This window comes from Mesorhizobium sp. BR1-1-4, from assembly GCF_020165375.1.
Taxonomy (GTDB): domain Bacteria; phylum Pseudomonadota; class Alphaproteobacteria; order Rhizobiales; family Rhizobiaceae; genus Mesorhizobium; species Mesorhizobium australicum.
The window spans coordinates 115,402-138,311 of record NZ_JAIUIB010000001.1 but is presented as its reverse complement, the minus strand read 5'-3'; the positions used below and the strand labels follow the sequence as shown (position 1 = coordinate 138,311).

Genomic DNA, 22,910 nt, shown 5'->3' with positions numbered 1-22,910 from the left:
AAACGGCGCGTTGACATGCGCCCGGACTTTTCCGAAAAGGGGCGCAGAGAGATGCTGATGTGGTTCTTGAGGGGTTTTAGGATGGGTTCCGACGGCGGGCAGCGCGCGCGCTTTGCCTTAGCCATGCCGCTCCTGACGCTCGCCGTGGGACTGTCAGCGATGGTCACAGCTTCACCGGCGCGCGCCGACTTCCGCGTCTGCAACGCCACGCAGAACCTGGTCGGCGTCGGAATCGGCTATCGGGCCAAGGCCGGCTGGATCACCGAGGGCTGGTGGCACATCGAGGGATCGAGTTGCAAGACGTTGATCGAAGGGCCGCTGTCATCAAGGTTTTACTATCTTTATGCAGAAGACGCCGAGCGCGGTGGGCGCTGGGACGGCCCGATCAACATGTGCGTGGCTGAAAAAGAGTTCAAGATTGCCGGCGTAAGCGACTGCGTCGCCAGGGGCTTCCAGCGCGCCGGATTCCAGGAATATGACACGGGCGAGCAGGCAAGCTGGATGGTCCAGCTCACCGACGAGCCCGCAACGGGAGGCGCTCCAGCCGCCCCGGGAACGAATAGTCAATGAGACGTAGCCGCAAGGTCAAGATCCTAGCCACAATCGGTCCGGCATCTTCCTCCGAGGAGATGCTGAAAAAGCTGTTCGAAGCCGGCGCCGATGTGTTCCGCATCAATATGAGCCATACCGATCATGAGCTGATGCGCACGCTGGTCGCCCGCATCCGCGCGGTCGAGGAAAAAGTTGGCAGGCCGATCGGCATCCTGGCCGACCTGCAGGGCCCGAAGCTGCGCGTCGGCAAGTTCGCCAATGGCAAGGAAGTCTTGACGCTGGGCCAGACCTTCACGCTCGACGACAATCCCGAGCCCGGCACCTCGACAAGGGTCTACCTGCCGCATCCTGAAATCCTGAGCTCGGTCGAGGCTGGCCATCGCCTCCTGATCGACGACGGCAAGCTCGAACTGAAGGCGGTAAAGAGCGACGGCAAGTCGATCGTCTGCACCGTTATTGCCGGCACCACCATTTCCGACAAGAAGGGCGTCAGCCTGCCAGATACCGACCTGCCGGTCGGCGCGCTGACCGAGAAGGACCGCAAGGACCTCGACGCGGTGCTCGCCACGGGCGTCGACTGGGTCGCGCTGTCCTTCGTGCAGCGGCCGGAAGATCTGGCCGAGGCGCGCAAGATCGCCCGTGGCCGGGCGCTGATCATGGCCAAGATCGAAAAACCGCAGGCCGTGGCCCGGCTGGCCGAGATCATCGAACTGTCCGACGCGCTGATGGTCGCCCGCGGCGATCTCGGCGTCGAAATGCCGTTGGAGGCGGTGCCCGGCATCCAGAAGCAGATCACGCGCGCCGCGCGCCGTGCCGGCAAGCCGGTGGTGGTCGCCACGCAGATGCTGGAATCGATGATCACCGCCCCTGTGCCGACCCGCGCCGAAGTGTCCGACGTTTCGATCGCCGTCTTCGAAGGCGCCGACGCGATCATGCTGTCGGCGGAATCGGCGGCGGGCGCCTATCCGGTCGAAGCGGTGGCGATGATGAACCGCATCGCCGCCAAGGTCGAAACCGATCCGACGTATGCCGGCATCATCAACGCACAGCGTTCGGAGCCGGAAGCGACCGGCGCCGATGCCATTTCGCTGGCCGCCCGCGAGATCGCCGAGACGCTGAAACTGTCGGCGATCATCACCTACACGGCATCGGGCACCACCGGCCTGCGCGCCGCGCGCGAGCGTCCGCAGGTGCCGATCATCGCGCTGTCGCCGATCCTCAACACGGCGCGACGGCTGTCGCTTTTGTGGGGCACGCATTGCGTCGTCTCGCCCGATGCCACCGATCTCGACGACATGGTCAACCGCGCCTGCCGCATCGCGCTGGAAGAAGACTTCGGCAAGCCGGGCGACCGGGTCATCATCACCGCAGGCGTGCCGCTGCGGACTCCGGGATCGACCAACATGCTGCGCATCGCCTATGTCGGATCGGAAACAGCCGGCCGGTAGTCGGCCGCCAGCGTCGTTGCAGTCCCCAGCGCTCTTACCGCGGCTTCCGCGTGGTTTCTTCGCTGGAGGAACCGTCGCGCGCGAGGAATGGGGTCATGCAGATACTGATCCGGGCCGAGCATCTTTCGCCGGTTGAGTTCGGTCTTATCGAGCAGATCGAAATCCACTTTCGCAATCGTGTAACGCCATCCGGCGTTGCGCGAAGCCCAGCTTCTTTCATGGTGTTCGAGCAACCGCTCTCGGGCGCAATAGCCATGATAGTCGAAAGCGATCCAGGCCGTTCGTCACATAGATATGGTTTCCTGAAAAACCTTCGTCAGGAATGATCCGTTCGCCGTAAAATCCCTCCAAAGGCGGATGCTTGAGGAAGGTGCCGGCGAGAATGGCGCATGCGCCGTGACCGAAGAAGATGCGATCCGGCAGCGCCCATCGCCTTTCCGGATTTCTCTTTATGCCGTGTTTCAGGACGTACATGCCGCTCTGATCCCAATGGCGGGCTGCGGTGGCCGTCTTCGGATGGCACGCATCAGGTCGGCGCGAGCTCCGCTTCAGGTTCTTTGATGTCGGCGCATTTGCCCGTGCCATATGTGTCGCCGGCAATCCGTGCCTCCACCGTCCTGGCGATTGCTTCCAGATCGATATCCTTGCCGCCGACTTTCTCGATGGCGCCGACGACGAGGTCGGAAGCGATCCAGTCCGGCTTATGACCGAGATTATGCACCCAGACGAGCTCGGCACCCGGGATGTCGCGCACCAGGCCGACGGAGTGGATCCGGGCATAGACGACCTTGTCGCGGTCGCCGGAGATGACCGCGGTCGGGGCCGTGATCTCTTTGTAGTGCGGTGCGGCGGCGAGCGCATAGCGATAGAGGCCGGCAACGTCGGTGGCGTTGGCGCGAAAGGCCGACGGCCTCAGCACCAGCGGGATCGAGGTTGCGGCGAGATAATTGTCGGGCACCTTGTTGGGTGAGAAGACGCAGGTCGTGGCGTCCGCCATCCACAGCGTCCCGGCAGGATAGGTCAGCGTCTCGGAAAACAGCCGGCCGATCACCGGGATGGTGGTCAGGTCGTAGTACCAGGACGTCGCGCCGCCCGGCCAGGGATGGGTCGCCGGCGCCAGGAAGACCAGCCCGAGCGTCTTGTCCGCATGCTCGCGGCCGAAAGCCGCCGTCACCACGCCGCCGAAGGAATGGCCGACGATGATTGCCTTCTTGATGCCGAGACGGTCCATCAGGGCGGCGATGGTTGCGGCTTGCGCCGATGGGTCCTCATTGTTGCCTGGACCGCGGCCGGACCAGCCAAAACTAGGCCGGTCGAAGAACAGCATTTCGGCGCGGCCTTCAAGCAGCGGCCTGAGTGGCAGCATCTGGTCTTTCAAATTGGCGCTGGCGCCATGGATGAAGACGATCGGCGGCAGATCCGCACTGGCTGGGGCGGGGAGGTGGACGTAGTGGATGCGGGCACCGTCGATGTCGGCGAACGCCCCGACCGAAGGACCGCGGCGCTCGATCAGCCACGAGCCGGCGCGGGTGACGCCGACCAGGGCAAGGACAAGCGCCATCAGGAAGGCGAGCGCGGCATAGATCAGGTTCATGCAGGGATATACGGGGATGGAGGGGGATAAGTTGTGGGGTAGGCAGTAGGGCTGGCTCCAGCGCCAGCGCCTAATGGCTATTTCCTGATCTATCAAATGCCTTCGCCGGCAAGCTCTTCCGACAGGGTCGCGACCTGGTTCTGGGCGCTGCGCATCATCGGGTAGATGGCCAGCACCTTCTGCCAGGCCTCGAGCGCCGATTGCTTGTGGCCGGTCTCGGCCATGATCTGGGCCAGGCCCGACAGCGCGCCAAAATGGCGTGGCTCGAGCTGCAGCGTGCGGTCGATGTCGGCCATCGACTTGCCGTAGTTCTTCATCATGAAATGCACGGTGGCGCGACGGTTCCAGCCTTCGGCGTAGCTAGGCTGCAAGGTCACCACCTGGTCCAGGAAATCGAGCGCGACGTCGAATTTCTGATCATTCATCGCTTTTTGCGACCACTGCATCATCAGGTCGATCGAGGCGCTGCCGGACTGGAACCATTCGTTCCAGATGCTGCCGGCAATGCGCTCGGCGGCCTTTTCGTTGCGCTCGCGCTTCAGGTCGGAGAACAATTTGTCGAGCCGGGCCTGTTTCGTCATGGGCGTAACCGGAGTGTCCGGAGCCGCTGGCTGGGCATCGGCGGGCGCCGGCTGACCATCCGCGGCCGCCACCGCGATCGGCCGATCACCGGCTTGGGCCGGCAGGGAGACGACGCCGGAAACCAGCAAAGTCGTCAAGGATACAAAAAGAATCCGCATCGCCCGAGTTTAATCCCGGGCGGCGGAACATCAAAGTGATTTTAGCGTGGGAAGGTCGGCTGGCCGACAAGCATCAGTGGGCGGAGACGAAAAAGCCTCCGGCCGAAAACTCAACCCTGGCGCGCCTTGTAGCGCGGGGCGGTTTTGTTGATGATGTAAACGCGGCCCTTGCGGCGAACCAGCTGGTTGTCGCGGTGACGCGCCTTCAACGCCTTGAGCGAATTCTTGATCTTCATGGTCTTGCCTGTCGGTCTGGACCCGGTTCGGGGTCGAATTTTTAAGGCGCGCCAGAAGACGCGCCTTTTGAACGGTGGGTGGCTCATAAACGAGGAGACTTGCCCATGTCAACCGTAAGTCAACCGCAAGCGCGCTCCGCGTCCCGATATCATCAAATATCCGCCATGTCGGCCCCGTGGCATTGCGCGGCCATGAGCCGGCTGGGATGATGTCGTTTATCTCAAGCGATTTGGGGACAAAGATGCGCCGAATACTCCTCTCCTCTCTCGTCGTCCTGGCGGCGAGCTCGGCTGCCCGAGGGCAGGAATGCGACCGCTCCGACGACAGTCAGCAGATGATGAATATCTGTGCCGGCGAGGATTATCAGGCGGCCGACGCCAGGCTCAATGCGGCCTATCAGGCGCTGATCGGCTCCGATGATGCCGATGGCAAGAGATTGCTTCAGGTGGCACAACGCGCCTGGATCAGCTTCCGGGATGCCGAATGCGCGCATAACACCGCCGCCAGCCAGGGCGGGTCCATCCATGCGATGGAGGTCTCGCAATGCCTGACCAGGCTGACCAATGATCGCATCAAGCAGCTCGCCGCCTCCGCCAATTGCGAGGAAGGCGATGCAAGTTGCGCCAGCCCCGACGCGGACAGCGACGAGGTGCAATAGGCGTGTCTGGTATCAGCCGCGGCGGCTGATGCGGGTGAAATGACCCATCTTGCGACCGGGCCGGGCCTCGGCCTTGCCGTAGAGGTGCAGCATCAGGTCGGGCTCGGCGAGCAAGGCGGGAACGCGCAGCACGTCGTCGCCGATCAGGTTCTCCATCACGCAATCGGAATGACGGTTCGAGCTTCCCAATGGCAGGCCGGCAATGGCGCGGATATGCTGCTCGAACTGCGAAACGATGCAGGCGGCTTCGGTCCAATGGCCGGAATTGTGGACGCGGGGCGCGATCTCGTTGGCCAGCAGGGAGCCGTCGGCCAGTACGAAGAACTCGACACCGATGACGCCGACATAGTCGAGCGCCGACAGGATTTTCGTCGCCGCGTCTTTCGCGTCCCGCGCGGTCGCCTGCGCAACGCCGGCCGGCAAGGTCGATGTGTGCAGAATACCGTCGCGGTGCACATTCCAGGCTGGATCGTAGGCGGCGACAGTGCCGTCCAGCCCTCGCGCGGCGATGACGGAAATCTCGCGCTCGAACTGCACGAAGCTTTCCAGGATCAGCGGCACATTGCCCATCGCCTCGCAGGTGCCGGCGAAACCGCCGGCTTCCATGTTGCGGAAGACGCGCTGGCCCTTGCCGTCGTAACCCATTCGCCGCGTCTTGAGGATGCCGCTGCCGCCGAAGGCCTTCAGCGCCGCCGCCAGCTCGTCGTCGGTGTCGACTTGATGGAACGCGGCGGTGGCGATGCCGATGCCGTTGAGGAATGTCTTTTCGCTCACCCGGTCCTGCGCCACGTCAAGCGCGCGCGGCGGCGGATAGACCGGCACTTTGGCGGCAAGCGCGGTTGCGGCGGCGACCGGCACGTTCTCGAACTCATAGGTGACGACGGCGCTTGCAGCCGCCAGTTCGGCAAGTGCTGCCGGATCGTCATAGGCGGCCGTAATCTGCCGGTTGGCGACCTGGGCCGCCGGGCAATCCGGTTGAGGCTCCAGCACGATGGTGCGGTAGCCGAGCCGGGCGGCGGCCATTGCCAGCATGCGGCCAAGCTGGCCGCCGCCAATGATGCCGATGGTCGATCCGGCGGGCAGGCTCACGGCGTATCCGTCGGTTCGGCCGCGACCTTGGCGGTCTGCGAGGCGCGCCATGCATCGAGGCGCTGGGCAAGCTTGTCGTCGTTGAGCGCCAGCACGGCGGCGGCCAGCAGGGCCGCGTTGGCCGCACCAGCCTTGCCGATGGCCAGCGTTCCCACAGGAATGCCGGCCGGCATCTGGACGATCGACAGCAGCGAATCCTGGCCCGACAGCGCCTTCGATTCCACCGGCACGCCGAACACCGGCAGTGGCGTCATCGCCGCCGTCATGCCGGGCAGATGCGCGGCGCCGCCGGCGCCGGCGATGATGACCTTGTAGCCGGCGGCCTTGGCGCCCTTGGCGAACTCATAGAGCCGGTCGGGCGTGCGGTGCGCCGAAATGATCAGCCGTTTGTGGGGAACACCAAGCGCCTCCAGCGTCTCCGCTGCCTGGCGCATCGTCGCCCAGTCGGATTGGCTGCCCATGATGATGGCGACATCGGCGCGTTGATCGTCCAAGCTTCTGCTCCCCGGCGACAAAGGCGCGCCTTAGCGGAATTCGCGCGGGGCCGCAAGGATTTCAGGCCATCGGCGAGATGCCGACGGCCACATTCCGGCTCATGCCGCCGCCTTGCGGAAGCGAGCAACGAAGTCGTCGAGCTCGGGGCGCTCCATGTCGGAGATCGCCCAATAGGAGAAGGCGCCGTCGCTCCAGTGCACCATCGAAAAGCCGCCGGAGGAAAGATCGTCCGGCTGGGTGGTCTTGCCGCCCTGCTGCGGTTCGGCGACCAACGTGATCAGGTGCTCGCGGTGGCGGTAGACCAGTGCCGGTACCGGCCGGCCTGATATCACCTCGACCCGGCCGCCGATGAGGGCGAAGCCCTCCTGGGCAAGGTCCGGCGCCGGCGGCGAGACGCCGATGCGGGCGTCGAGCCACGGTTTGACCGTATGGCGGTCGGAGGAGACGATGTCGATCGGGCTCGCGGCGAGCAGGCTGCGGCGATGGCCGCTGGCGACGGCTGCGGCCAAGCCGTCTTCGGCGCCGTTGAACATTACCCATTGCGTCGCGCCGCTGGCCAGCACCGCGCTGATCATGATCGATGCCGCCATGGCGCGCCAGTCGAACCCGAAGCGGCTTGCCCTCGGCGATCTCCGCGCCAGCGAAGGACGCGTCCCGGCTTCACGCCGCTGGCCGGCGCCAGCGCCGGCAATCAAGCCCGGCAGCGCCGACGGCGTGCCGCGCTGCGGCTCTGCTGCCTCGGCTGTCGCCGGCTGCTCGGTGCTGGCCATGCCGATCGCCGCGATGCGGGCCCGAAAGGCGTCGCTCACGTCGGGGCGCGGCAAGCGGCTGACCGCGCCTCGCAAGGCAAGGATGCGGGCATGTTCGGCGGCAAGCCGGGGATCGGCGGCGATGCGACGCTCCACCGCAAGGGCCGCCGCCGCATCAAGCTCGCCATCAACAAGGGCGTGGATCATCAGTCTGACACCTTCGGGATCATTGGGCAGTCCATCGTCATGGCCGGTCATGGCGCTCTCCCCAGTTCGGACGCCAGCAGGCCGCGGGCGCGGGCCAGCCTAGACATCACCGTACCCATCGGCACGTCGAGCATGGCCGCTATCTCGCGATAGCTGAGGCCGTTAATGTCGCGCAGCACCAGCGTTTCGCGAAACGGCTGCGGCAGGGCAGCGATCGCAGCCTCCAGTGCCGCCGTGTCGGCCCTGGCGATCAGGCTCGCTTCCGGACCGTCCTCGTCCGGCAGGCTGGTGCCATGGGCGGCCGCCATGTCGTCGAGATCGCCGAGGTCGCCGACGGCCATCATGCCGCGCGGCCGGTTGCGCGCCATCCAGGTGTAGGAGGTGTTGCGCACGATGGTCAGCAGCCAGGCGCGGGCGTTGCCGCCGGCGTAGCCTGATATGCCCGCATGCGCCTTGATGCAGGCGTCCTGAACGACATCCTCGGCGTCGGCGGCATTGCCGGTCAGCCAGCGGGCAAGCGCCAGCGCGTCGCCAAGATGCGGCAGCACTACGTCGTTGAAACGCTCTGCCAGGGCCCTGTCGCTCAAAGCAGCACCATAATCCTCTCCGGAGCGGACAGGCCGTGCCGCCTCAAGATGCGACAGCGATTTTGCCTGGCTTGCAGGAGCAAAGCCCCCGGAAACGGGCAAAGTCGTCTGCCTTGCTGAAAGTGAATTCATCTGCGTCACCAGTGTCAAGCGCTATGAAAGGAGGGGCGCTATGAAAAGGAGGGGCGCCATGGAGAAGGGACTGATGACGATAATGCTCGGCAGCGCATGACGGCGGCTGACGCCGCAGCCGTGTTCGCTGTGCTCGCGATGATGGGGCATGCCAGTCTCCTCAACGCCAGCCGTGGCGTATGTCGAGGAGACTTGTTGAAGAGAGGATTTATTCCCGCGTGGGCAAATTCCGGCTGTTCACAGTCGCGTGATCAGCCGATGCCTTCGGCATGGTCGGTTTAGCGATCAATCCGGCCAGCGCAAGACGCCTGACGAATCCTTGCGGGCGACCTTCATCGCGTCGGCCGGGCGCTCCTTCGCCGTCAGCACGGCGCGCAGACGTTCGGCGACAATCTCCGCCTCGCCGGGGTGAAGGTTGCAGGGGTCGAGGAAGAAATGGCCGCGCTCGACCTCGTGGTTGCGCACGATGATCGGCGGCGAGCCGGCGGCAAGGGCCGAGGCAAGACCGGCGGCGGTGAAGCGGCTCTCCGGCGTGACGAATATCTGCAGCCGGTCGAGCGGATTGGCGGTGGGGTCGGGAATGATGATGGCGGCGATGCCGGGCAGTCCCTGCAGCGCGTCCTTCCACAGGTTCAGTGCTGCTTCCTCGCGCCGGCGGATGCCGGCATGGTCGCGCTTCTCCCAGGCTTCGAGTGCCGCCATGGTGCCGGCGATGCTTTCCTTGCCGACCTTCATGGCGCGCGCAACGCCGCGGTTCTGCAGATAGGCGGCCCGCACCAGATCCTTGCGGCCGGTGACGATGCCGCTGGTCGGCCCGCTCAGGAATTTATGGCCGCTGTAGATGACGACATCGGCGCCGCGCGCCAGAAAACCGCGCAGATCGTACTCGGACGCGGCGTCGACGATCACCGGCACGCCCTTGGCGTGGCAGATATCGCAGAATTCCTCCAGCGACAGCATGCCGTATTGCACCGTGTGGTGGGCCACGACGTAGAGGGCCGCCGCCGTGCGCTCGTTGATCGCCTCGCTTACATGATAGTCCTGGGTCACGCTGACCGTGCCGGCGGGCACCACCCTGGCGCCGGCGACGCGGACCGACTGGTCGATCGGGGCGCCGTAATTGACGATGTGGCCGAGCTGGATGACGACCTCCGACTTGAGGTCGCCAGTGTCGTCGGGCAGGCGCTCGATGGCGAGCAGGCTGGTTCCGGTCATCGCACCGGCGATCGCCATGGTGATGCCGCTGGCGCAGCAGGCGGTGATGAAGCCGGCCTCGCCGCCGGTGAGGCGTGCGACGACCGTGCTCGCGGCGCGCTGCAGATCGTCCATTTCCACCCATTGCGAGGCCATTTCAGCCATGGCGGAGATCGCTTCCGGGACGATGATCGAGGCGCCGAGCGCGGTCATGGTGCCCGAGACGTTGATGATCGGCCGCAATCCCAGCCGTTCGCGGATGGTGGTGTTGGAGCCGGTGTCGGAAGAGGTTTTCATGTGAGCTAATCCCGTGGGTGGCAGGTCAGGCGGCGATCTCGACGACCGCTTCGATTTCGACGGTGATGTTTCCAGGCAGCGAGCCGACGCCGATCGCCGAGCGGGCATGGCCGCCGATCTTGTCGAAGACATCGGCGAACAGGTCCGAGCAGCCATTGACCACTTTCGGGTGGTCGCTGAAGGTCGGCGTCGCGTTGACGAAGCCGAGCAGCTTGACGACGCGTACGATACGGCCGAGATCGCCGGCGGCGGCATGCATGACGGCAAGCAGGTTGAGCCCGGTCAGCCGGGCATGCTGATAGGCCTGCTCGACCGTCACGTCCTCGCCCACCTTGCCGGTGCAGAGCGTGCCGTCGGCGCGCAGGGGCCCCTGGCCGGAGAGGAAGATCAGCCGCCCGCTCTCGGCATGGGTGACGAAGTTGGCGATCGGCGTCGGCGGCTCGGGCAACGTCAGGCCGAGTTCGGCGAGCCTGATATAAGGCGTCATGGATGAAGGCTCCTTGGGCGGCTTTGGCCGCCTGAGTTTAGAAATGCGAGGCTCGGAAGCGCGCCAGGAAAGTGCGGAGGCGTTCGTTGCTGGTCTCCGCCGCGAGGATCTCCTTCGGCGGCCCGACGGCGCTGACGCCGCCATCGGCCATGAAGACGATGCGGCTAGAAGCGTCGCGGGCAAAGGCCATTTCGTGGGTTACCATCAGCATGGTCATGCCATCCTCGGCGAGGCTGCGCACCACTGCCAGCACCTCGCCGACGAGTTCGGGATCGAGCGCGGAGGTGATCTCGTCGAGCAGCAGGATCTTCGGTTCCATGGCCACGGCGCGGGCTATGCCGACGCGCTGCTGCTGGCCGCCGGAGAGTTCGGCCGGCAGGCTGTCGGCCTTGTGGCCAAGGCCGACGCGCCCGAGCCAGTGCTCGGCGATCGATCGCGCCTCGGCGTCCTTTTTTCCGCGCACCTTGGTCAGACCCAGCATGATGTTGCCGGCCGCCGTCAGGTGAGGGAAGAGGTTGAAGCTTTGGAACACCATGCCGGTCTCGGCGCGCATGGCGGCAAGATCGCGCTCGCTACAGCGCTGACGCGTTCCGGCCTCGCGAAAACCGACCTCCTTGCCGTCGATGCGGATCGAGCCGCTGTCGTAACTCTCCAGGAAGTTGACGCAGCGCAGCAGCGTGGTCTTGCCGCTGCCGGAAGGGCCGATGACGGTCACCACCTCGCCGCGCTTCACCTGAAGGCTGACGGAGCGCAACACCTCGACGGCACCGAAGGCCTTGGAGACATCGCGCACGTCGAGCAGCGCGGGACCGGCGTTTAGGGCTTCGGACATCGTTGCTATTCCCGGATAAAGGAGAAACGCCGCTCGAGCCGCCGGCTGGCGAGCGAGAGTGCGTAGTTGACCGCGAAATAGAGGAGCGCTCCCAATATATAGAGCGGCATCGCTTCATAGGTGCGGCCGATGACCTGGTTGATGGCCTGCATCAAATCGGTGATGCCGAGCAGCGACACCAGCGCGCTGCCCTTGACCGCGTCGGTGACGCCATTGATCCAGGGCGGCAGGAAGCGCCTGAAGGCCTGCGGAAAGATGACGTAGGTGAGCCTCTGGCGAAAGGTCAACCCGATCGCCATCGCGGCTTCGGACTGTCCCTTCGGAATCGAGCCGACCGCGCCCCTGAGGTATTCGATGACCTGCGCCGTCTTGAACAGGGTGAGCGCGGACACCGCGGCCCAGAACGATGGCAGATGCAGCCCGATTGCAGGCAGGCCGTAATAGACGAAGAACATCAGCACCAGGATCGGAATACCGCGAATGGTGTCCGAGAAGATGCGCACCGCCCAGCGCAAAGGGGCGGGACCATAGACCAGGCCGACGCCCAGCAGGACGCCGGCGATAAGCGACAGCACCACCACCAGCAGCGAGACCCACAAGGTCACGGCGAAGCCCTGGGCAAGGAAGGGCAGTGCGTAGAGGATCTGGCTCAGCATGTCAGCGCGCCGCCCTGAACCGGCGCTCGACGAGCCGCAGCCCGAAAAGCAGCGCATAGCCGGTTACCAGATACATCGCCGTCGTGACCAGGTAGACCTCGACGATGCGGAATGTGTTGAAGTTGATCCATTGGGCGCCGAAGGTGAGTTCGGGCACCGAGATGACCGAGGCGATCGAGGTGTCCTTGAACAGCGAGATGAAGGTGTTGGAGAGCGCCGGCAGCGTGATGCGCAGCATTGTAGGCAGGCGCACGTGCAACAGCCTCTGCCATGGCGTTAGGCCGATCGCCTTGCCGGCATCGAGCTGGCCGCGCGGGACAGCCTCGAGCCCGGAGCGAAACACCTCGACCAGATAGGCGCCGCTATAGACCGACAGGGTCAATACAAACGAGGTTGGTGCACTGTAGGCCAGGTCGACCACGGTCGGCAGGCCGTAGAAGACGAGATAAACCAGCAGGATCAGCGGCACATTGCGGATGAATTCGACATAGGCGGCGATCACCGCCCGCACCACGCGTCCGGCCGAGACGTACCAGACAGCGAGCACCAGCCCGATGACAACGCCGATGGCGATCGAGATCACGGCAAGCTCGAGGCTGAGCAGCAGGCCGCCCCAGAGCTTGTCGAAATGCCGCCAGATCAGGTTGAAATTGAGGGCATAGCCCATGCATCCGCCTCGGTGTGAAGGACGTCGAGTCGATAACGGAAGGGCGACAACGCCACCCTTCCGCAATCCGGGATCAGATGACCGGGAAGCCGGGGTGACGCGCCGGCGGCTCCTGGCCGAAATAGTCCTTGAAGGCGGCGTCGTAGAGCGCCGATTCATGGCCGAACATGGCGATGGTGAAAGTCTGGTTGACGAAGGTCAGCCAGTCCAAATCGCCTTGCCGCAGTGCGGCGCCGTAAAGCATCGAATACCAGCTCTTGCCGGCATCGAAATACTTGTCGGGATTGCGCGAGGCGAGCCAGCGCACGGTGGACAGGTCGACCGCGGCGGCGTCGGCGCGCTTGGACTCCAACGCCTGCAGCACGTTCGCCTGGGTGTCGATCTGCAACACCTGGGCCTGCGGCAGAGCGTAGTGGACGGAACTTTCGGCGTCGACATTCTGCAGGATGGAAATGCGTGTCGCCGAACCACCGGCCAGCAGCTTGTCGAAGGTCTTGTTCTCGGCGGTCGGCAGGGTCAGCAAGGCAACGCCTTCGACATAGTAGGGCCGGGAGAAATTGATCAGTTGCGAGCGCTGCGCCGTCATGGTCATGAACTGAATGGTGATGTCGACCTTGTTGGTGGTCACGTTGGGAATGCGCTGGGCCGGATCCTGCATGACGAACTCGACCTTGGTCGGGTCGTCGAAAAGGCCCTTGGCGAGAATGCGGCCCATGGTGATATCCATGCCGACCAGTTCGCCGGCATCGTTCTCGAAATGCCAGGGCGCGTTGGTGCTGCCGGTCCCGACAATCAGCTTGCCTCTGTCGAGCACGGTGCGCAGCAGGCTGTCGGATGCGGCCTGTGCGGCGGCCTTCTGCGCATCGACGGCTGCCAGCACGCCGGCCGTGGCAAGTCCCGCCATTCCCAATTTCAGAAAATCACGTCTTCCGGATGTGTCGTTCACGGCGACCTCCTTTCGTGTTGTGTTCCCCTATGCACAGCCCATACACGCGGCAGTGATTATCAAAGATTGTCTCTTACAAGAGACGCATGTATCCTGTACAAGACAGATACTAGCACCGGGAATCGACAATGCAAGATGGTAGTGTTTTGGCTGCTTCGGCCGACGAGAAGGCGCCGGGGTCCCGTGAAAAGGGCCTCAACCGGGTCCTGGAGATCCTGGAGTTCCTTCACATGACGCAGCGTGCGATCGGGATTGGCGATCTCGCCAAGGGCGTCAATGCGCCGCGTTCGACCACCTACACGCTGGTGCGGTCGCTGGTCGACGCCGGCCTTCTGGAAATGGCCGGCGACGGCAATCGCGTCTATTTCGGCAAGAAGCTCTACCTCTACGGGATGGACTATGTGCGCGGCAACGACCTGTTGCGGCGCGGGCGACAGGAGGTCGACCATCTGTCGCGCGAGACGGGCGAGACCTCGGAATTGTGCATGCTGCAGAGCGGCCGCTACACGATCGTCCATTCCAGCCCTGGTAGCAGGCCGTTCCGCATCAGTTCGGCCACCGGCCTGCAGATACCGCTGCCCTGGACCGCGTCTGGACGGCTATTGCTTGCGGGGCTGGATAGAGCCGCGATCGAAGCCATGGTGTCTGATGACGATCTCGTGCTGCCTGACGGGCGCAAGCTGCGGCTCGACGATTTCATCGCGGACATCGCAAAGGCAGGGGTGACCGGCTACTGCGTCACCTCGGGCCTGGTCGACGCTTACACGAAATGCCTTGCCGTGCCGGTCTTTTCAGCGCCAGGCAAGGTCGAGGCGACGATGTGCCTGGTGGTTCCGATCGATACGTCGGAGGAGCGGACCGCCGATCTCATCGGCCTGCTGCGCGGCCGCGCCGCCGGGCTCTCGATCGGCGCATAGGCGGAAAGTGCCGGCGGCGCGATTCCGTCTCAGGCGATGATGTCTGGAATGATCCTGTCTTCCAGCTTCATCAGCCGGTCCTTGAGGAACAGCTTCTTCTTTTTCATGCGCTGGATCTGCAGCGGGTCGCAATTCATGGCGATCATCGCGTTGATCGCGGCATCGAAATCGGCGTGTTCCTGCTTCAGCCGGGAAAATTCGAGGCGAGTATCGGCCTGTTCCTGATCGGACATTCTCTACCGTCTGCACGTCTGCGGCGCCCAAAACTGGGCCTGGTTGGGCGGGGGCGGCAATTTCTGCCACCGGCGCGCAGCCCATATCACATTTCACGTTGTCGTGGAATGCTACCACGCAGCATTCGACATCGCTGCTCGATGGTGGCACACTGTCATTGTGCCGTCACAGATACGACCTGCGGTGGACGTGCCTTGGCGGCTGCAATCGAGGAAACCATGAAAGGGAGAACCAATCATGTCTCTTGCATCCCATCTTGATGAGTTGCAGCGGAAACACGGCGACATCGAACGCGAAATCGATGACGCGATGAATCACCCGTCGGTTGATGACCTCGAAATCGGGAATCTCAAGCGACGCAAGCTGGCACTCAAGGATGCGATTGAGAAACTGAGGGCGCAACCAACCACGCATTGATCCTCACCTGACATAGCCGCTCACCACTGGCGGTCTTCCTTGCCGGCGGCGCCAGCCGCCGGTGCAGTGATTGCGATTTTCAGCGCTGCACCATAAGCGGAAACTAATATCCTTCGGACCCATCTTGCCCGCTTGGCCGCTGCCAGCTCGTGTGCTGTTTCAGGTCCCGGCCGGGACCAATTGCTGCCAGTGGCGACCTGTCGCCATTGACAAGCCATCTTTGCTCCTCCACCTCATGCCGGACTTCAACGCATCGGCCCCGGCTTGTGCGTCCAGGTGGACGCACGCGCTTCAGAGAGACGCATAGCGCTCCAGAGACAAAAGGCTGCCGGCATGACCGGATATTTTTCTTCTCCCTTCCCCCGCCGCACCTCGGTCGGCGTCGATGTCGGCGGCGTGGTCGTCGGCGGCGGCGCGCCGGTGGTCGTTCAGTCGATGACCAACACCGACACGGCCGATGTCGACCAGACAGTCGCGCAGGTCGCGGCGCTGCACCGCGCCGGCTCCGAGATCGTGCGCATCACCGTCGACCGTGATGAAAGTGCCGCCGCCGTGCCGCGCATTCATGAACGGCTGCAGCGGCTTGGCATCAACGTGCCGCTGGTCGGCGATTTCCACTATATCGGACATAAGCTCCTGGCCGATCATCCGGCTTGCGCCGAGGCGCTGGCCAAGTACCGCATCAATCCCGGCAATGTCGGCTTCAAGGATAAGAAGGACCGGCAGTTCGCGGCGATCGTCGAGATGGCGATCAAACATGACAAACCGGTGCGCATCGGCGTCAACTGGGGCTCGCTTGACCAGGAGCTTCTGACGCGGCTGATGGACGACAACCAGGACAAGGGTTTCCCGCTGACGGCGCAGGAAGTGACGCGCGAGGCAATCGTGCAGTCGGCGATCCTGTCGGCCGAGATGGCCGAGGAAATTGGTCTTGGCCGCGAAAAAATCATCCTGTCGGCCAAGGTCAGCGGCGTGCAGGACCTGATCGCCGTCTACACCGAGCTTGCGACCCGTTCCAACCATGCGCTGCATCTCGGCCTCACCGAGGCCGGGATGGGCTCCAAAGGCATCGTCGCGTCTTCCGCGGCCATGGGCATCCTCTTGCAGCAAGGCATTGGCGATACCATCCGCATCTCGCTGACGCCGGAGCCCAATGGCGATCGCACCCGCGAGGTGCAGGTGTCGCAGGAACTGCTGCAGACCATGGGTTTTCGGCAGTTCGTGCCGATCGTCGCGGCCTGCCCGGGCTGCGGCCGCACCACCTCCACCGTGTTCCAGGAACTGGCGCAGAACATCCAGGCGGACCTGCGCAAGAACATGCCGGTGTGGCGGGAGAAATACCCGGGCGTCGAGAACCTCAAGGTCGCGGTGATGGGCTGCATCGTCAACGGTCCCGGTGAATCCAAGCATGCCGATATCGGCATTTCGCTGCCCGGCACCGGAGAAACGCCGACCGCGCCGGTCTTCGTCGACGGCAAGAAGGCGGCGACGCTGCGCGGGCCGTCGATCGCGGCGGATTTCGAGAAAATGGTCGCCGACTATATTGACCAGCGCTTCGGTCGGGGCGGCAAGGCCGCGGCAGAGTAAGCCAGATGCGGCGTTTCCCGTGGGTGGCGCTGATTTTCCTGTGTGGCATGGGCTGGTCGACGCTTGCCCAGGCGGATCCACCGCAATCGGCCAAGCAGCGGCTGATCGACAAGGTCTGTAACCTGATCCAGGCGCATGCCGATCAGAACGGCCTGCCTCGGGATTTCTTCGCCCGCCTGATCTGGAAGGAAAGCCGGTTCGATCCCAACGCCGTGAGCCCTGTCGGCGCCGAAGGCATTGCCCAGTTCATGCCGGGCACCGCCAAGATGCGGGGGCTTGAAAATTCCTTCGACATCAACCAGGCGATTCCGGCGTCGGCTAGATATCTCGCCGAAATGAAGGCCGGTTATGGCAATCTCGGTTTGGCGGCCGCTGCCTACAATGCCGGCGAGAGCCGGGTGTCGCGCTGGCTGAATTCCGGTGGCTTCCTGCCGATGGAGACGGAAAGCTATGTCTTCGACGTGATGGGCGAGCCGGTCGACAAGTTCACCGACCGGGCCTATGCCGGCAAAGTCGAGCCACTCGACGCCAAGCTGGATTTCGCGGTCGCCTGCCGCAAGCTGCCGGTGATCATGTCCAGAACCGTGGCGATGGCCTCAATCAACGTCAAGCCATGGGGCATTCAGGTGGCGGGCAATTTCCGCCGCAGCGCCGCGATCAGCCAATGGCTCAGGGTACGGGGCCGTTTTCCGGCCCTGCTTGCCGGGCATGATCCGGTGGTCAGCCGAGTGCGTACGCCGATCGGCCGGCGCGGCATCTACGCGGTCCGGATCGGCGTCGACGACCGCGCCGCCGCCAATGTCATCTGCCAGAAACTGCAAAGCATCGGTGGCGCCTGCGTGGTGGTGCGCAACCGGTAGCCGAGGAGGGTTGGGCTGCACGGGGCACACGCCGTTGGAATGTGCCCATCGTATCCAGCAACGATTTCAGCTATAGCGGCGCCGGACCGGTGGGCTGGTCCGCCTTCGGCAGCTACAGGGACAGCGATGTTCGACGCGTACATTATCTGCGGCACGCCCAGAACCGGCAGCACCTTGCTGTGCAAACTGCTGGCGGCCACCAGAACGACCGGCGATCCACACTCATTCTATCGGCGGCAGGATGTGTCGGAGTGGGCCGAAGAATGGAACCTGCCGCCTCGCGACACGATGGGCGAGCTTGAATTCCAGCTTGCCTATCTCAATGCGGCGATCGATGCCGGCAAGGGTGGTACGGAAATCTTCGGTCTTCGCCTGATGCGAGAAAACCTGGACGAGCTTTCAGCGATCCTCGACCGGATTTTTCCGGGGCTTGTGTCGGACAAAGCGCGTTTCGAAAGGGCTTTCGGTCGCGTTCTCTACGTGCATCTGTCGCGTGAGAACAAGCTTGCGCAGGCTGTCTCCCTGGTCAAGGCGGAGCAGACCGGCCTTTGGCACGTCGCTCCCGATGGAACGGAGATCGAAAGGGTCGGATCGCCAGGAGAACCGCGGTACGATTTCCAGCGTATCAGGGACGAAGTCGCCGAGCTTGAGGCCTATGACGCAGCGTGGAACACATGGTTCGCCGAGCGAGACATAACGCCACTGCGGATTGGCTACGAGCGGCTTTCAAGCAGCCCGGCGGCGACACTGATTTCCATCTGTCAGGCCTTGGGCGTACAGTCGCCGAACGCCGGGGATGTGAAACCGGGTGTCGCGAAGCTCGCCGACGCGACAAGCCGCGACTGGATGCGCCGCTACCATCTGGACGCAACCGTCTGACGCCGGACGGAGTTCAGGCCGTCTTGGCCACCACCGTTTCGCTGAGCCAGGTGCCGATCTTGGCGCCGAGGCGATCGGGCGAAACGGGCTTGGGCAGATAGTCGTCCATGCCGGCCTCGATGCACTTGTCGCGGTCGCCCTTCAGCGCATGCGCGGTGACGCCGATGATCGGAATGTGGCCACCCGACGACGCCTCGATCGCCCGAATGGCGCGTGTCGCCTCGTAGCCGTTCATTTCCGGCATCGAGACGTCCATCAGAACCAACCTCGGATGCAGCGACCGGTACATCTCGACCGCGGTGCGGCCATTGCCTGCGATGCGGTAGCTCAAGCCCAGCCCATTGAGGATCTGGCCGAACACCATCTGGTTCACGTCATTGTCCTCGGCGATGAGGATGTCGATCGGGCTGTTCGGCGCGGCATTCGATTCCGGCACTGCCGCGATCGGCATGGCGGGGCCGCGGATAACCGTGAAGGCCGGCGGAGCCGGCTGAGGCATCGGTTGGATCGGTTCGCGAATGAAGTGCGCCTTGCCGACCTGCGAGCGCGCCTTCTGGATGACCGAGATGACGGTGCCGAGCAGAACCGCCGAGCGCGCCGGCTTGGTCAGATGCGCCGATATACCGAAGTCGATGATCATCTTGCCGAAATCGACCTGGTCGACCGAGGTCAGGATAACGACCGGGATGGTGGACAGCCGGCTGTCGGCGGCGATGGCCCGGGCGACATCGGCGCCGTTCATGCCGGGCATCTGATAATCGAGGATGATGCAGTCGACGCTGGCGCCGAGCTGGCAGGCGCGATCGAGGAAGGCGAGGCCAACCGCGCCGCTTTCGGCGGCGGCGCAGTCGAAGCTCCAGCTTCTGAGCTGTTCGAGCAGGATCTCGCGGTTGACCGGATTGTCGTCGATGACCAGCACACGCGCGCCGGTGACGTCGACCGGCACGATGGCGTCGCGCGCCTCGGCACGGTGGACCGGCAGCGGCACGGCGAACCAGAAGACGGAGCCGCGGCCGATCTCGCTCTCGACGCCGATCTTGCCGGCCATCAGGTCGACGAGGCGGGCGGCGATGGCGAGCCCAAGGCCGGTACCTTCGTGACGGCGGGTCGAGGAGCCATCGACCTGAGCGAACTTCTCGAACACGTTCTGCAATTTCTCGGCCGGGATGCCGATGCCGGTGTCCTCGACGCGCAACTTGAGCTGGACGACATCGTTGACGGTTTCGCCGCCGACATCGATCAGCACATGGCCCTTCTCGGTGAATTTCACCGCATTGCCGACAAGGTTGGTGACGATCTGCCGGAAGCGGCCGGCGTCGCCGACGACATAGGCCGGCAGCCTGGGGTCGACGCGCACGATGAGTTCCAGGTTCTTCTCGGCGACGCGCGCCGAGACAAGCGTCGCCACGTCCTCCACCGCTTCCGAGAGGCGGAAGGGGGCGGGGTCGAGCGTCAATTGCCCGGCATTGATCTTCGAGAAGTCGAGGATGTCGTTGATGATGGTGAGCAGCGCGTTGCCCGACTTGACGATAACGTCGGTGAACGTCTTCTGGCGCGGGTTGAGCTCGGTCTTGGCCAGCAATTCGGCCATGCCGAGCACGCCGTTCATCGGTGTGCGGATCTCGTGGCTCATATTGGCCAGGAATTCCGACTTGGCACGGTCGGCGGCCTCTGCCTTGAACAAGGATTCGGCCGACTGGGCAAAGGCGCGACGGATCGCCTGTTCCATCGGGCGGAAGATCCAGAAAGCGACGATGCCCAGGACGGCAAACAACAAGCCGCTTGCCCACAAAAGCAGCCGGTCGCTGGACGCGTCCGCCTGATGGCGTTCGTCGTCCATCGCGGTGCGGACACGCACCAGCATGGGCTGAACGAACAGGTCGTTCTGGTTGCGGATCTCGCGAGTGCTCCATTCATCGGTCTTTTGCGCCACCGACATCAGGTTGAAGTTGCGAACCATGTCACGCGGCGACCAGAACAGGTCGCCATTGACCGAAGCGGCTGCGAGCTCGCTGACGGTCTTGGCCGACAGGCGCGGGCGGATCGCGGCGAGCTGGGCGGTCAGGGTCTCGATCTCGCCGGTCAGCCGCTCGGAATGGTCGCGCGCCGAAGCCGTCAGCGCATCGCGCGTCTCGATCCGCCAGGCGGAACTGGTTGTCTCGGCGAAGCTGGTGGCGTTGCGCAGATCGCGGGTGAAAATGACGAGATTGCTGCTCAGCGCATCGATTTCATGGCGCAAGGAATTGACGCGATTGAGCGCAACCATGATGGCGGCTGAAGCCAGCGCGAAAACCAACAATCCTGAAAGATAACGTATCCGGACGGACCGGATGAAGGAAGAATATTCCGGCATGCGCAACCCCAACACATACGCATCATTCTAAGGATTGGGATTACGCTTCATTTACATTAAGATTTCGTTGGTGGACCGCAGGTGCACTGCTCAATGGTATGAGCCTGCCGTCAGCTGTTACGGGTTGCGACGAAGATCGCCGCGGCTTTCAGCAGGGCAGCTTTTTCGCCATAGGGTTCGAGCAGCGCGTGCGCCTGGCCGACGAGGCCGTCGAGCTGCTTGCGTGCCCAATCCGCGCCGTGCAGGGCCACCAGCGTACCCTTGCCCGCGGCGGCATCCTTGCCGGTCGCCTTGCCCATCTGCTTGGCGTCGGCCGTCAGATCCAGCAGGTCGTCGGCGAGCTGGAAGGCCAGGCCGATCGCCGAACCGAACTCGGCAAGCCTTTCCAGGTCATCCGACTGTGCGCCGGCCAGGATCGCACCCGCCTCGCAGGCGAAGCGGATCAGCGCGCCGGTCTTCATCGCCTGCAGCGTTATGATGCCGGCCTCGTCCGGTCGCACTTGCTCGGCTTCGAGGTCTAGCTTCTGGCCGCCGACCATCCCACCGGCCCCGGCGGCGCGGGCGAGCGCCAGCACCAGGGCTGCGCGCCGTTCGGCCGGCAGCGCCGTCGCTTCGCCGGCGATGATGTCGAAGGCCAGAGTCAGCAAGGCGTCGCCCGCCAGGATGGCAGTGGCTTCGTCAAAGGCCTTGTGCACGGTCGGCTGGCCGCGGCGCAGGTCATCGTCGTCCATCGCCGGCAGGTCATCGTGGATCAGCGAATAGCAATGCACGCATTCGAGCGCCGCCGCGACGCGCAACGCCGCTTCGCCATCGGCGGAAAACAGGGCGGCGCTTTCCATGACCAGGAAGGGGCGCAGGCGCTTGCCGCCGTTCAACACGCCATGGCGCATCGCCGCCATCAGACGATCGGGCCGAGCGATCTCACCCGAAAGCGGTCGGTCGTCGAGCAAGCGACGCAGCATCACCTCGACGGCGGCCGCGCGCCTGATGAGCGCCATTTCGAACGCCATTTCGTCGTCATTCGTCATGGCCGGGACCGGTAGCCGACACTCAGACGTTGCGCAAGAAGGCAAGCGCCATTATGCCGGGGCGGTAAGAGCCCGTTTGGAAACTCATCTCCTGCGGTCATCTGAAGGCGTTTTCCGCGCTTCCGGTGTTCACGTACTCGAATGTACGCTCCGCTCCGGTTCTCGAAAACACCCTCACATGACTCCCAGGAGGCAGTTTCAAAGCGAGTTCTCTGGCATGGGTTGGGCGGCTTGGCGGAACCGATCGTCGATCATGAGACCGAAAAGCTGGACATGGCGACGAGATCGCGAGGCGTGAGCCGCCGCAGTCTCAAGCGCTGGGTCCGGCGCGGCATCGTCGTGGCCGCCGTGCTGGCGCTCATCCCGGTGGTGCTGACCTTTCTCTACCTGCCGTCCTTCGTGCATCCAGTGTCGACGCTGATGCTGAAGGATCTCGCGACATTCTCCGGCTACGACCGGCGCTGGGTGTCGATCGATGATGTCGCGCCTGTGCTCGCCCATTCCGTCATCATGTCGGAGGACGGGCAGTTCTGCTTTCATCGCGGCGTCGATCTCGGCGAGCTCAGGGGGGTCGTCGACGATGCGCTGGCCGGCGAGGCGACGCGTGGTGCCTCGACCATCACCATGCAGACGGTGAAGAACCTCTTCCTGTGGTCGCGGCCGCTGGGCTCGGTGCGCAAGGTCGTCGAACTGCCGCTGGCCGTCTATTTCGACGCGGTGATGTCGAAGCGGCGCATTATGGAGATCTATCTCAACATCGCCGAGTGGGGGCCTGGCATCTACGGCATCGAGGCTGCGGCGCGGCACCATTTCGGCATTTCGGCAAAGCAGCTGTCCAGACGGCAGGCGGCCCTTCTCGCCGTCACGCTGCCCAATCCGATCGCCCGCAATCCGGCAAAACCAGGGCCGGGCTTGAGAAGGCTCGCCAATCTGATCGAGCGGCGCGCCGGCCGCTCCGGCGCCTATGTCGGTTGCCTGGACTAGCCGGATAAAAAAGATTCACCGCGGTGCTGGCCAAAACGGTGTCAGGCGTGTATAGGCACCCGACTTTCTCAGATTTAGGCCCCG

25 protein-coding genes and 1 pseudogene are annotated in these 22,910 nt (G+C 64.1%); 9 read left to right on the top strand and 17 right to left on the bottom strand.

Annotation, left to right across the window (positions count from 1 at the left end):
- Window positions 1-123 precede the first annotated feature (123 nt).
- Both LB571_RS00720 and pyk read left to right on the top strand, forming a co-directional pair.
- Entirely contained in the window at window positions 124-570 is a 447-nt protein-coding gene (locus tag LB571_RS00720) for a DUF1036 domain-containing protein (RefSeq protein WP_174361986.1), read from the top strand.
- Window positions 567-2,000 carry a pyruvate kinase gene (pyk, locus tag LB571_RS00715; protein ID WP_023773940.1) on the top strand — a complete coding sequence of 478 codons (1,434 nt, stop codon included), beginning with the start codon at window positions 567-569 and terminating at the stop codon, window positions 1,998-2,000. Before LB571_RS00720 ends, pyk begins: the two co-directional genes overlap by 4 nt.
- Here the strand turns inward: pyk and LB571_RS00710 are convergent.
- The 4 genes and pseudogenes from LB571_RS00710 to ykgO all read right to left on the bottom strand — a co-directional run bounded on the left by LB571_RS00710 (window position 1,970) and on the right by ykgO (window position 4,570).
- Window positions 1,970-2,474 (bottom strand): annotated as a pseudogene (locus LB571_RS00710) (hypothetical protein). The gene pyk and the pseudogene LB571_RS00710 overlap by 31 nt on opposite strands.
- 52 nt (window positions 2,475-2,526) lie before the next feature.
- Window positions 2,527-3,594 (bottom strand): alpha/beta fold hydrolase, encoded by a 1,068-nt coding sequence (locus LB571_RS00705; protein ID WP_224591565.1) that lies wholly within the window; start codon window positions 3,592-3,594, stop codon window positions 2,527-2,529.
- Window positions 3,595-3,686: 92 nt separating this feature from the next.
- Window positions 3,687-4,334 (bottom strand): tetratricopeptide repeat protein, encoded by a 648-nt coding sequence (locus LB571_RS00700; protein ID WP_140822522.1) that lies wholly within the window; start codon window positions 4,332-4,334, stop codon window positions 3,687-3,689.
- Between the two features lie 110 nt (window positions 4,335-4,444).
- Window positions 4,445-4,570, bottom strand: coding sequence for a type B 50S ribosomal protein L36 (gene ykgO, locus LB571_RS00695; protein ID WP_006327841.1), 126 nt, complete (start codon window positions 4,568-4,570; stop codon window positions 4,445-4,447).
- Window positions 4,571-4,812: 242 nt separating this feature from the next.
- On the opposite strand from ykgO, the gene LB571_RS00690 reads away from it, so the two are divergent.
- Window positions 4,813-5,229, top strand: a complete 417-nt coding sequence (locus tag LB571_RS00690; protein WP_224526652.1) for a lysozyme inhibitor LprI family protein — start codon at window positions 4,813-4,815, stop codon at window positions 5,227-5,229.
- A gap of 12 nt (window positions 5,230-5,241) precedes the next feature.
- Here LB571_RS00690 and LB571_RS00685 read toward each other — a convergent pair whose 3' ends face one another.
- The 10 genes from LB571_RS00685 to LB571_RS00640 form a co-directional block, all read right to left on the bottom strand.
- Entirely contained in the window at window positions 5,242-6,318 is a 1,077-nt protein-coding gene (locus LB571_RS00685) for a 5-(carboxyamino)imidazole ribonucleotide synthase (RefSeq protein ID WP_224587023.1), read from the bottom strand.
- Entirely contained in the window at window positions 6,315-6,812 is a 498-nt protein-coding gene (purE, locus tag LB571_RS00680; RefSeq protein ID WP_023773946.1) for a 5-(carboxyamino)imidazole ribonucleotide mutase, read from the bottom strand. The genes LB571_RS00685 and purE overlap by 4 nt, the downstream gene beginning before the upstream one ends.
- 99 nt (window positions 6,813-6,911) lie before the next feature.
- Complete coding sequence (locus LB571_RS00675) at window positions 6,912-7,820, bottom strand: anti-sigma factor family protein (protein WP_224591562.1); 909 nt, start codon at window positions 7,818-7,820, stop codon at window positions 6,912-6,914.
- Window positions 7,817-8,356 (bottom strand): sigma-70 family RNA polymerase sigma factor, encoded by a 540-nt coding sequence (locus LB571_RS00670; RefSeq protein WP_041163301.1) that lies wholly within the window; start codon window positions 8,354-8,356, stop codon window positions 7,817-7,819. The genes LB571_RS00675 and LB571_RS00670 overlap by 4 nt, the downstream gene beginning before the upstream one ends.
- A gap of 417 nt (window positions 8,357-8,773) precedes the next feature.
- Window positions 8,774-9,979 (bottom strand): aminotransferase class V-fold PLP-dependent enzyme, encoded by a 1,206-nt coding sequence (locus LB571_RS00665; RefSeq protein ID WP_140662709.1) that lies wholly within the window; start codon window positions 9,977-9,979, stop codon window positions 8,774-8,776.
- Window positions 9,980-10,004: 25 nt separating this feature from the next.
- Complete coding sequence (locus LB571_RS00660; protein ID WP_015315331.1) at window positions 10,005-10,466, bottom strand: RidA family protein; 462 nt, start codon at window positions 10,464-10,466, stop codon at window positions 10,005-10,007.
- 37 nt (window positions 10,467-10,503) lie between these two features.
- A complete protein-coding gene (locus LB571_RS00655) occupies window positions 10,504-11,298 on the bottom strand; it encodes an amino acid ABC transporter ATP-binding protein (protein ID WP_224591559.1) in 795 nt (264 codons plus the stop codon).
- Between the two features lie 5 nt (window positions 11,299-11,303).
- Complete coding sequence (locus tag LB571_RS00650; protein ID WP_140616680.1) at window positions 11,304-11,954, bottom strand: amino acid ABC transporter permease; 651 nt, start codon at window positions 11,952-11,954, stop codon at window positions 11,304-11,306.
- A 1-nt stretch (window position 11,955) separates the two neighbouring features.
- Entirely contained in the window at window positions 11,956-12,621 is a 666-nt protein-coding gene (locus LB571_RS00645) for an amino acid ABC transporter permease (protein ID WP_015315334.1), read from the bottom strand.
- Window positions 12,622-12,694: 73 nt separating this feature from the next.
- A complete protein-coding gene (locus LB571_RS00640) occupies window positions 12,695-13,525 on the bottom strand; it encodes a transporter substrate-binding domain-containing protein (protein WP_174361987.1) in 831 nt (276 codons plus the stop codon).
- Between the two features lie 170 nt (window positions 13,526-13,695).
- Here LB571_RS00640 and LB571_RS00635 point away from each other — a divergent pair, with 170 nt between their 5' ends.
- Complete coding sequence (locus tag LB571_RS00635) at window positions 13,696-14,484, top strand: IclR family transcriptional regulator (RefSeq protein ID WP_140616682.1); 789 nt, start codon at window positions 13,696-13,698, stop codon at window positions 14,482-14,484.
- A 29-nt stretch (window positions 14,485-14,513) separates the two neighbouring features.
- Here the strand turns inward: LB571_RS00635 and LB571_RS00630 are convergent, their stop codons facing one another.
- On the bottom strand, window positions 14,514-14,717 hold the full coding sequence (locus tag LB571_RS00630) for a YdcH family protein (RefSeq protein ID WP_015315337.1): 204 nt from the start codon (window positions 14,715-14,717) through the stop codon (window positions 14,514-14,516).
- Window positions 14,718-14,955: 238 nt separating this feature from the next.
- Here LB571_RS00630 and LB571_RS00625 point away from each other — a divergent pair, with 238 nt between their 5' ends.
- The 4 genes from LB571_RS00625 to LB571_RS00610 all read left to right on the top strand — a co-directional run bounded on the left by LB571_RS00625 (window position 14,956) and on the right by LB571_RS00610 (window position 18,461).
- Window positions 14,956-15,135, top strand: coding sequence for a YdcH family protein (locus tag LB571_RS00625; RefSeq protein ID WP_015315338.1), 180 nt, complete (start codon window positions 14,956-14,958; stop codon window positions 15,133-15,135).
- Window positions 15,136-15,468: 333 nt separating this feature from the next.
- On the top strand, window positions 15,469-16,722 hold the full coding sequence (gene ispG / locus LB571_RS00620; protein WP_224591556.1) for a flavodoxin-dependent (E)-4-hydroxy-3-methylbut-2-enyl-diphosphate synthase: 1,254 nt from the start codon (window positions 15,469-15,471) through the stop codon (window positions 16,720-16,722).
- Window positions 16,723-16,727: 5 nt separating this feature from the next.
- On the top strand, window positions 16,728-17,582 hold the full coding sequence (locus tag LB571_RS00615) for a lytic transglycosylase domain-containing protein (RefSeq protein WP_224591553.1): 855 nt from the start codon (window positions 16,728-16,730) through the stop codon (window positions 17,580-17,582).
- 126 nt (window positions 17,583-17,708) lie between these two features.
- Complete coding sequence (locus tag LB571_RS00610) at window positions 17,709-18,461, top strand: Stf0 family sulfotransferase (RefSeq protein WP_224591549.1); 753 nt, start codon at window positions 17,709-17,711, stop codon at window positions 18,459-18,461.
- Window positions 18,462-18,474: 13 nt separating this feature from the next.
- Here LB571_RS00610 and LB571_RS00605 read toward each other — a convergent pair whose 3' ends face one another.
- A complete protein-coding gene (locus tag LB571_RS00605) occupies window positions 18,475-20,814 on the bottom strand; it encodes a response regulator (protein WP_015315342.1) in 2,340 nt (779 codons plus the stop codon).
- A gap of 110 nt (window positions 20,815-20,924) precedes the next feature.
- The gene (locus LB571_RS00600; RefSeq protein WP_224591546.1) at window positions 20,925-21,842 is read right to left on the bottom strand and encodes a polyprenyl synthetase family protein; all 918 of its coding nucleotides are present in this window, start codon (window positions 21,840-21,842) and stop codon (window positions 20,925-20,927) included.
- A 222-nt stretch (window positions 21,843-22,064) separates the two neighbouring features.
- On the opposite strand from LB571_RS00600, the gene LB571_RS00595 reads away from it, so the two are divergent.
- Entirely contained in the window at window positions 22,065-22,826 is a 762-nt protein-coding gene (locus LB571_RS00595; protein WP_140720069.1) for a transglycosylase domain-containing protein, read from the top strand.
- The last annotated feature ends 84 nt before the right edge of the window (window positions 22,827-22,910 follow it).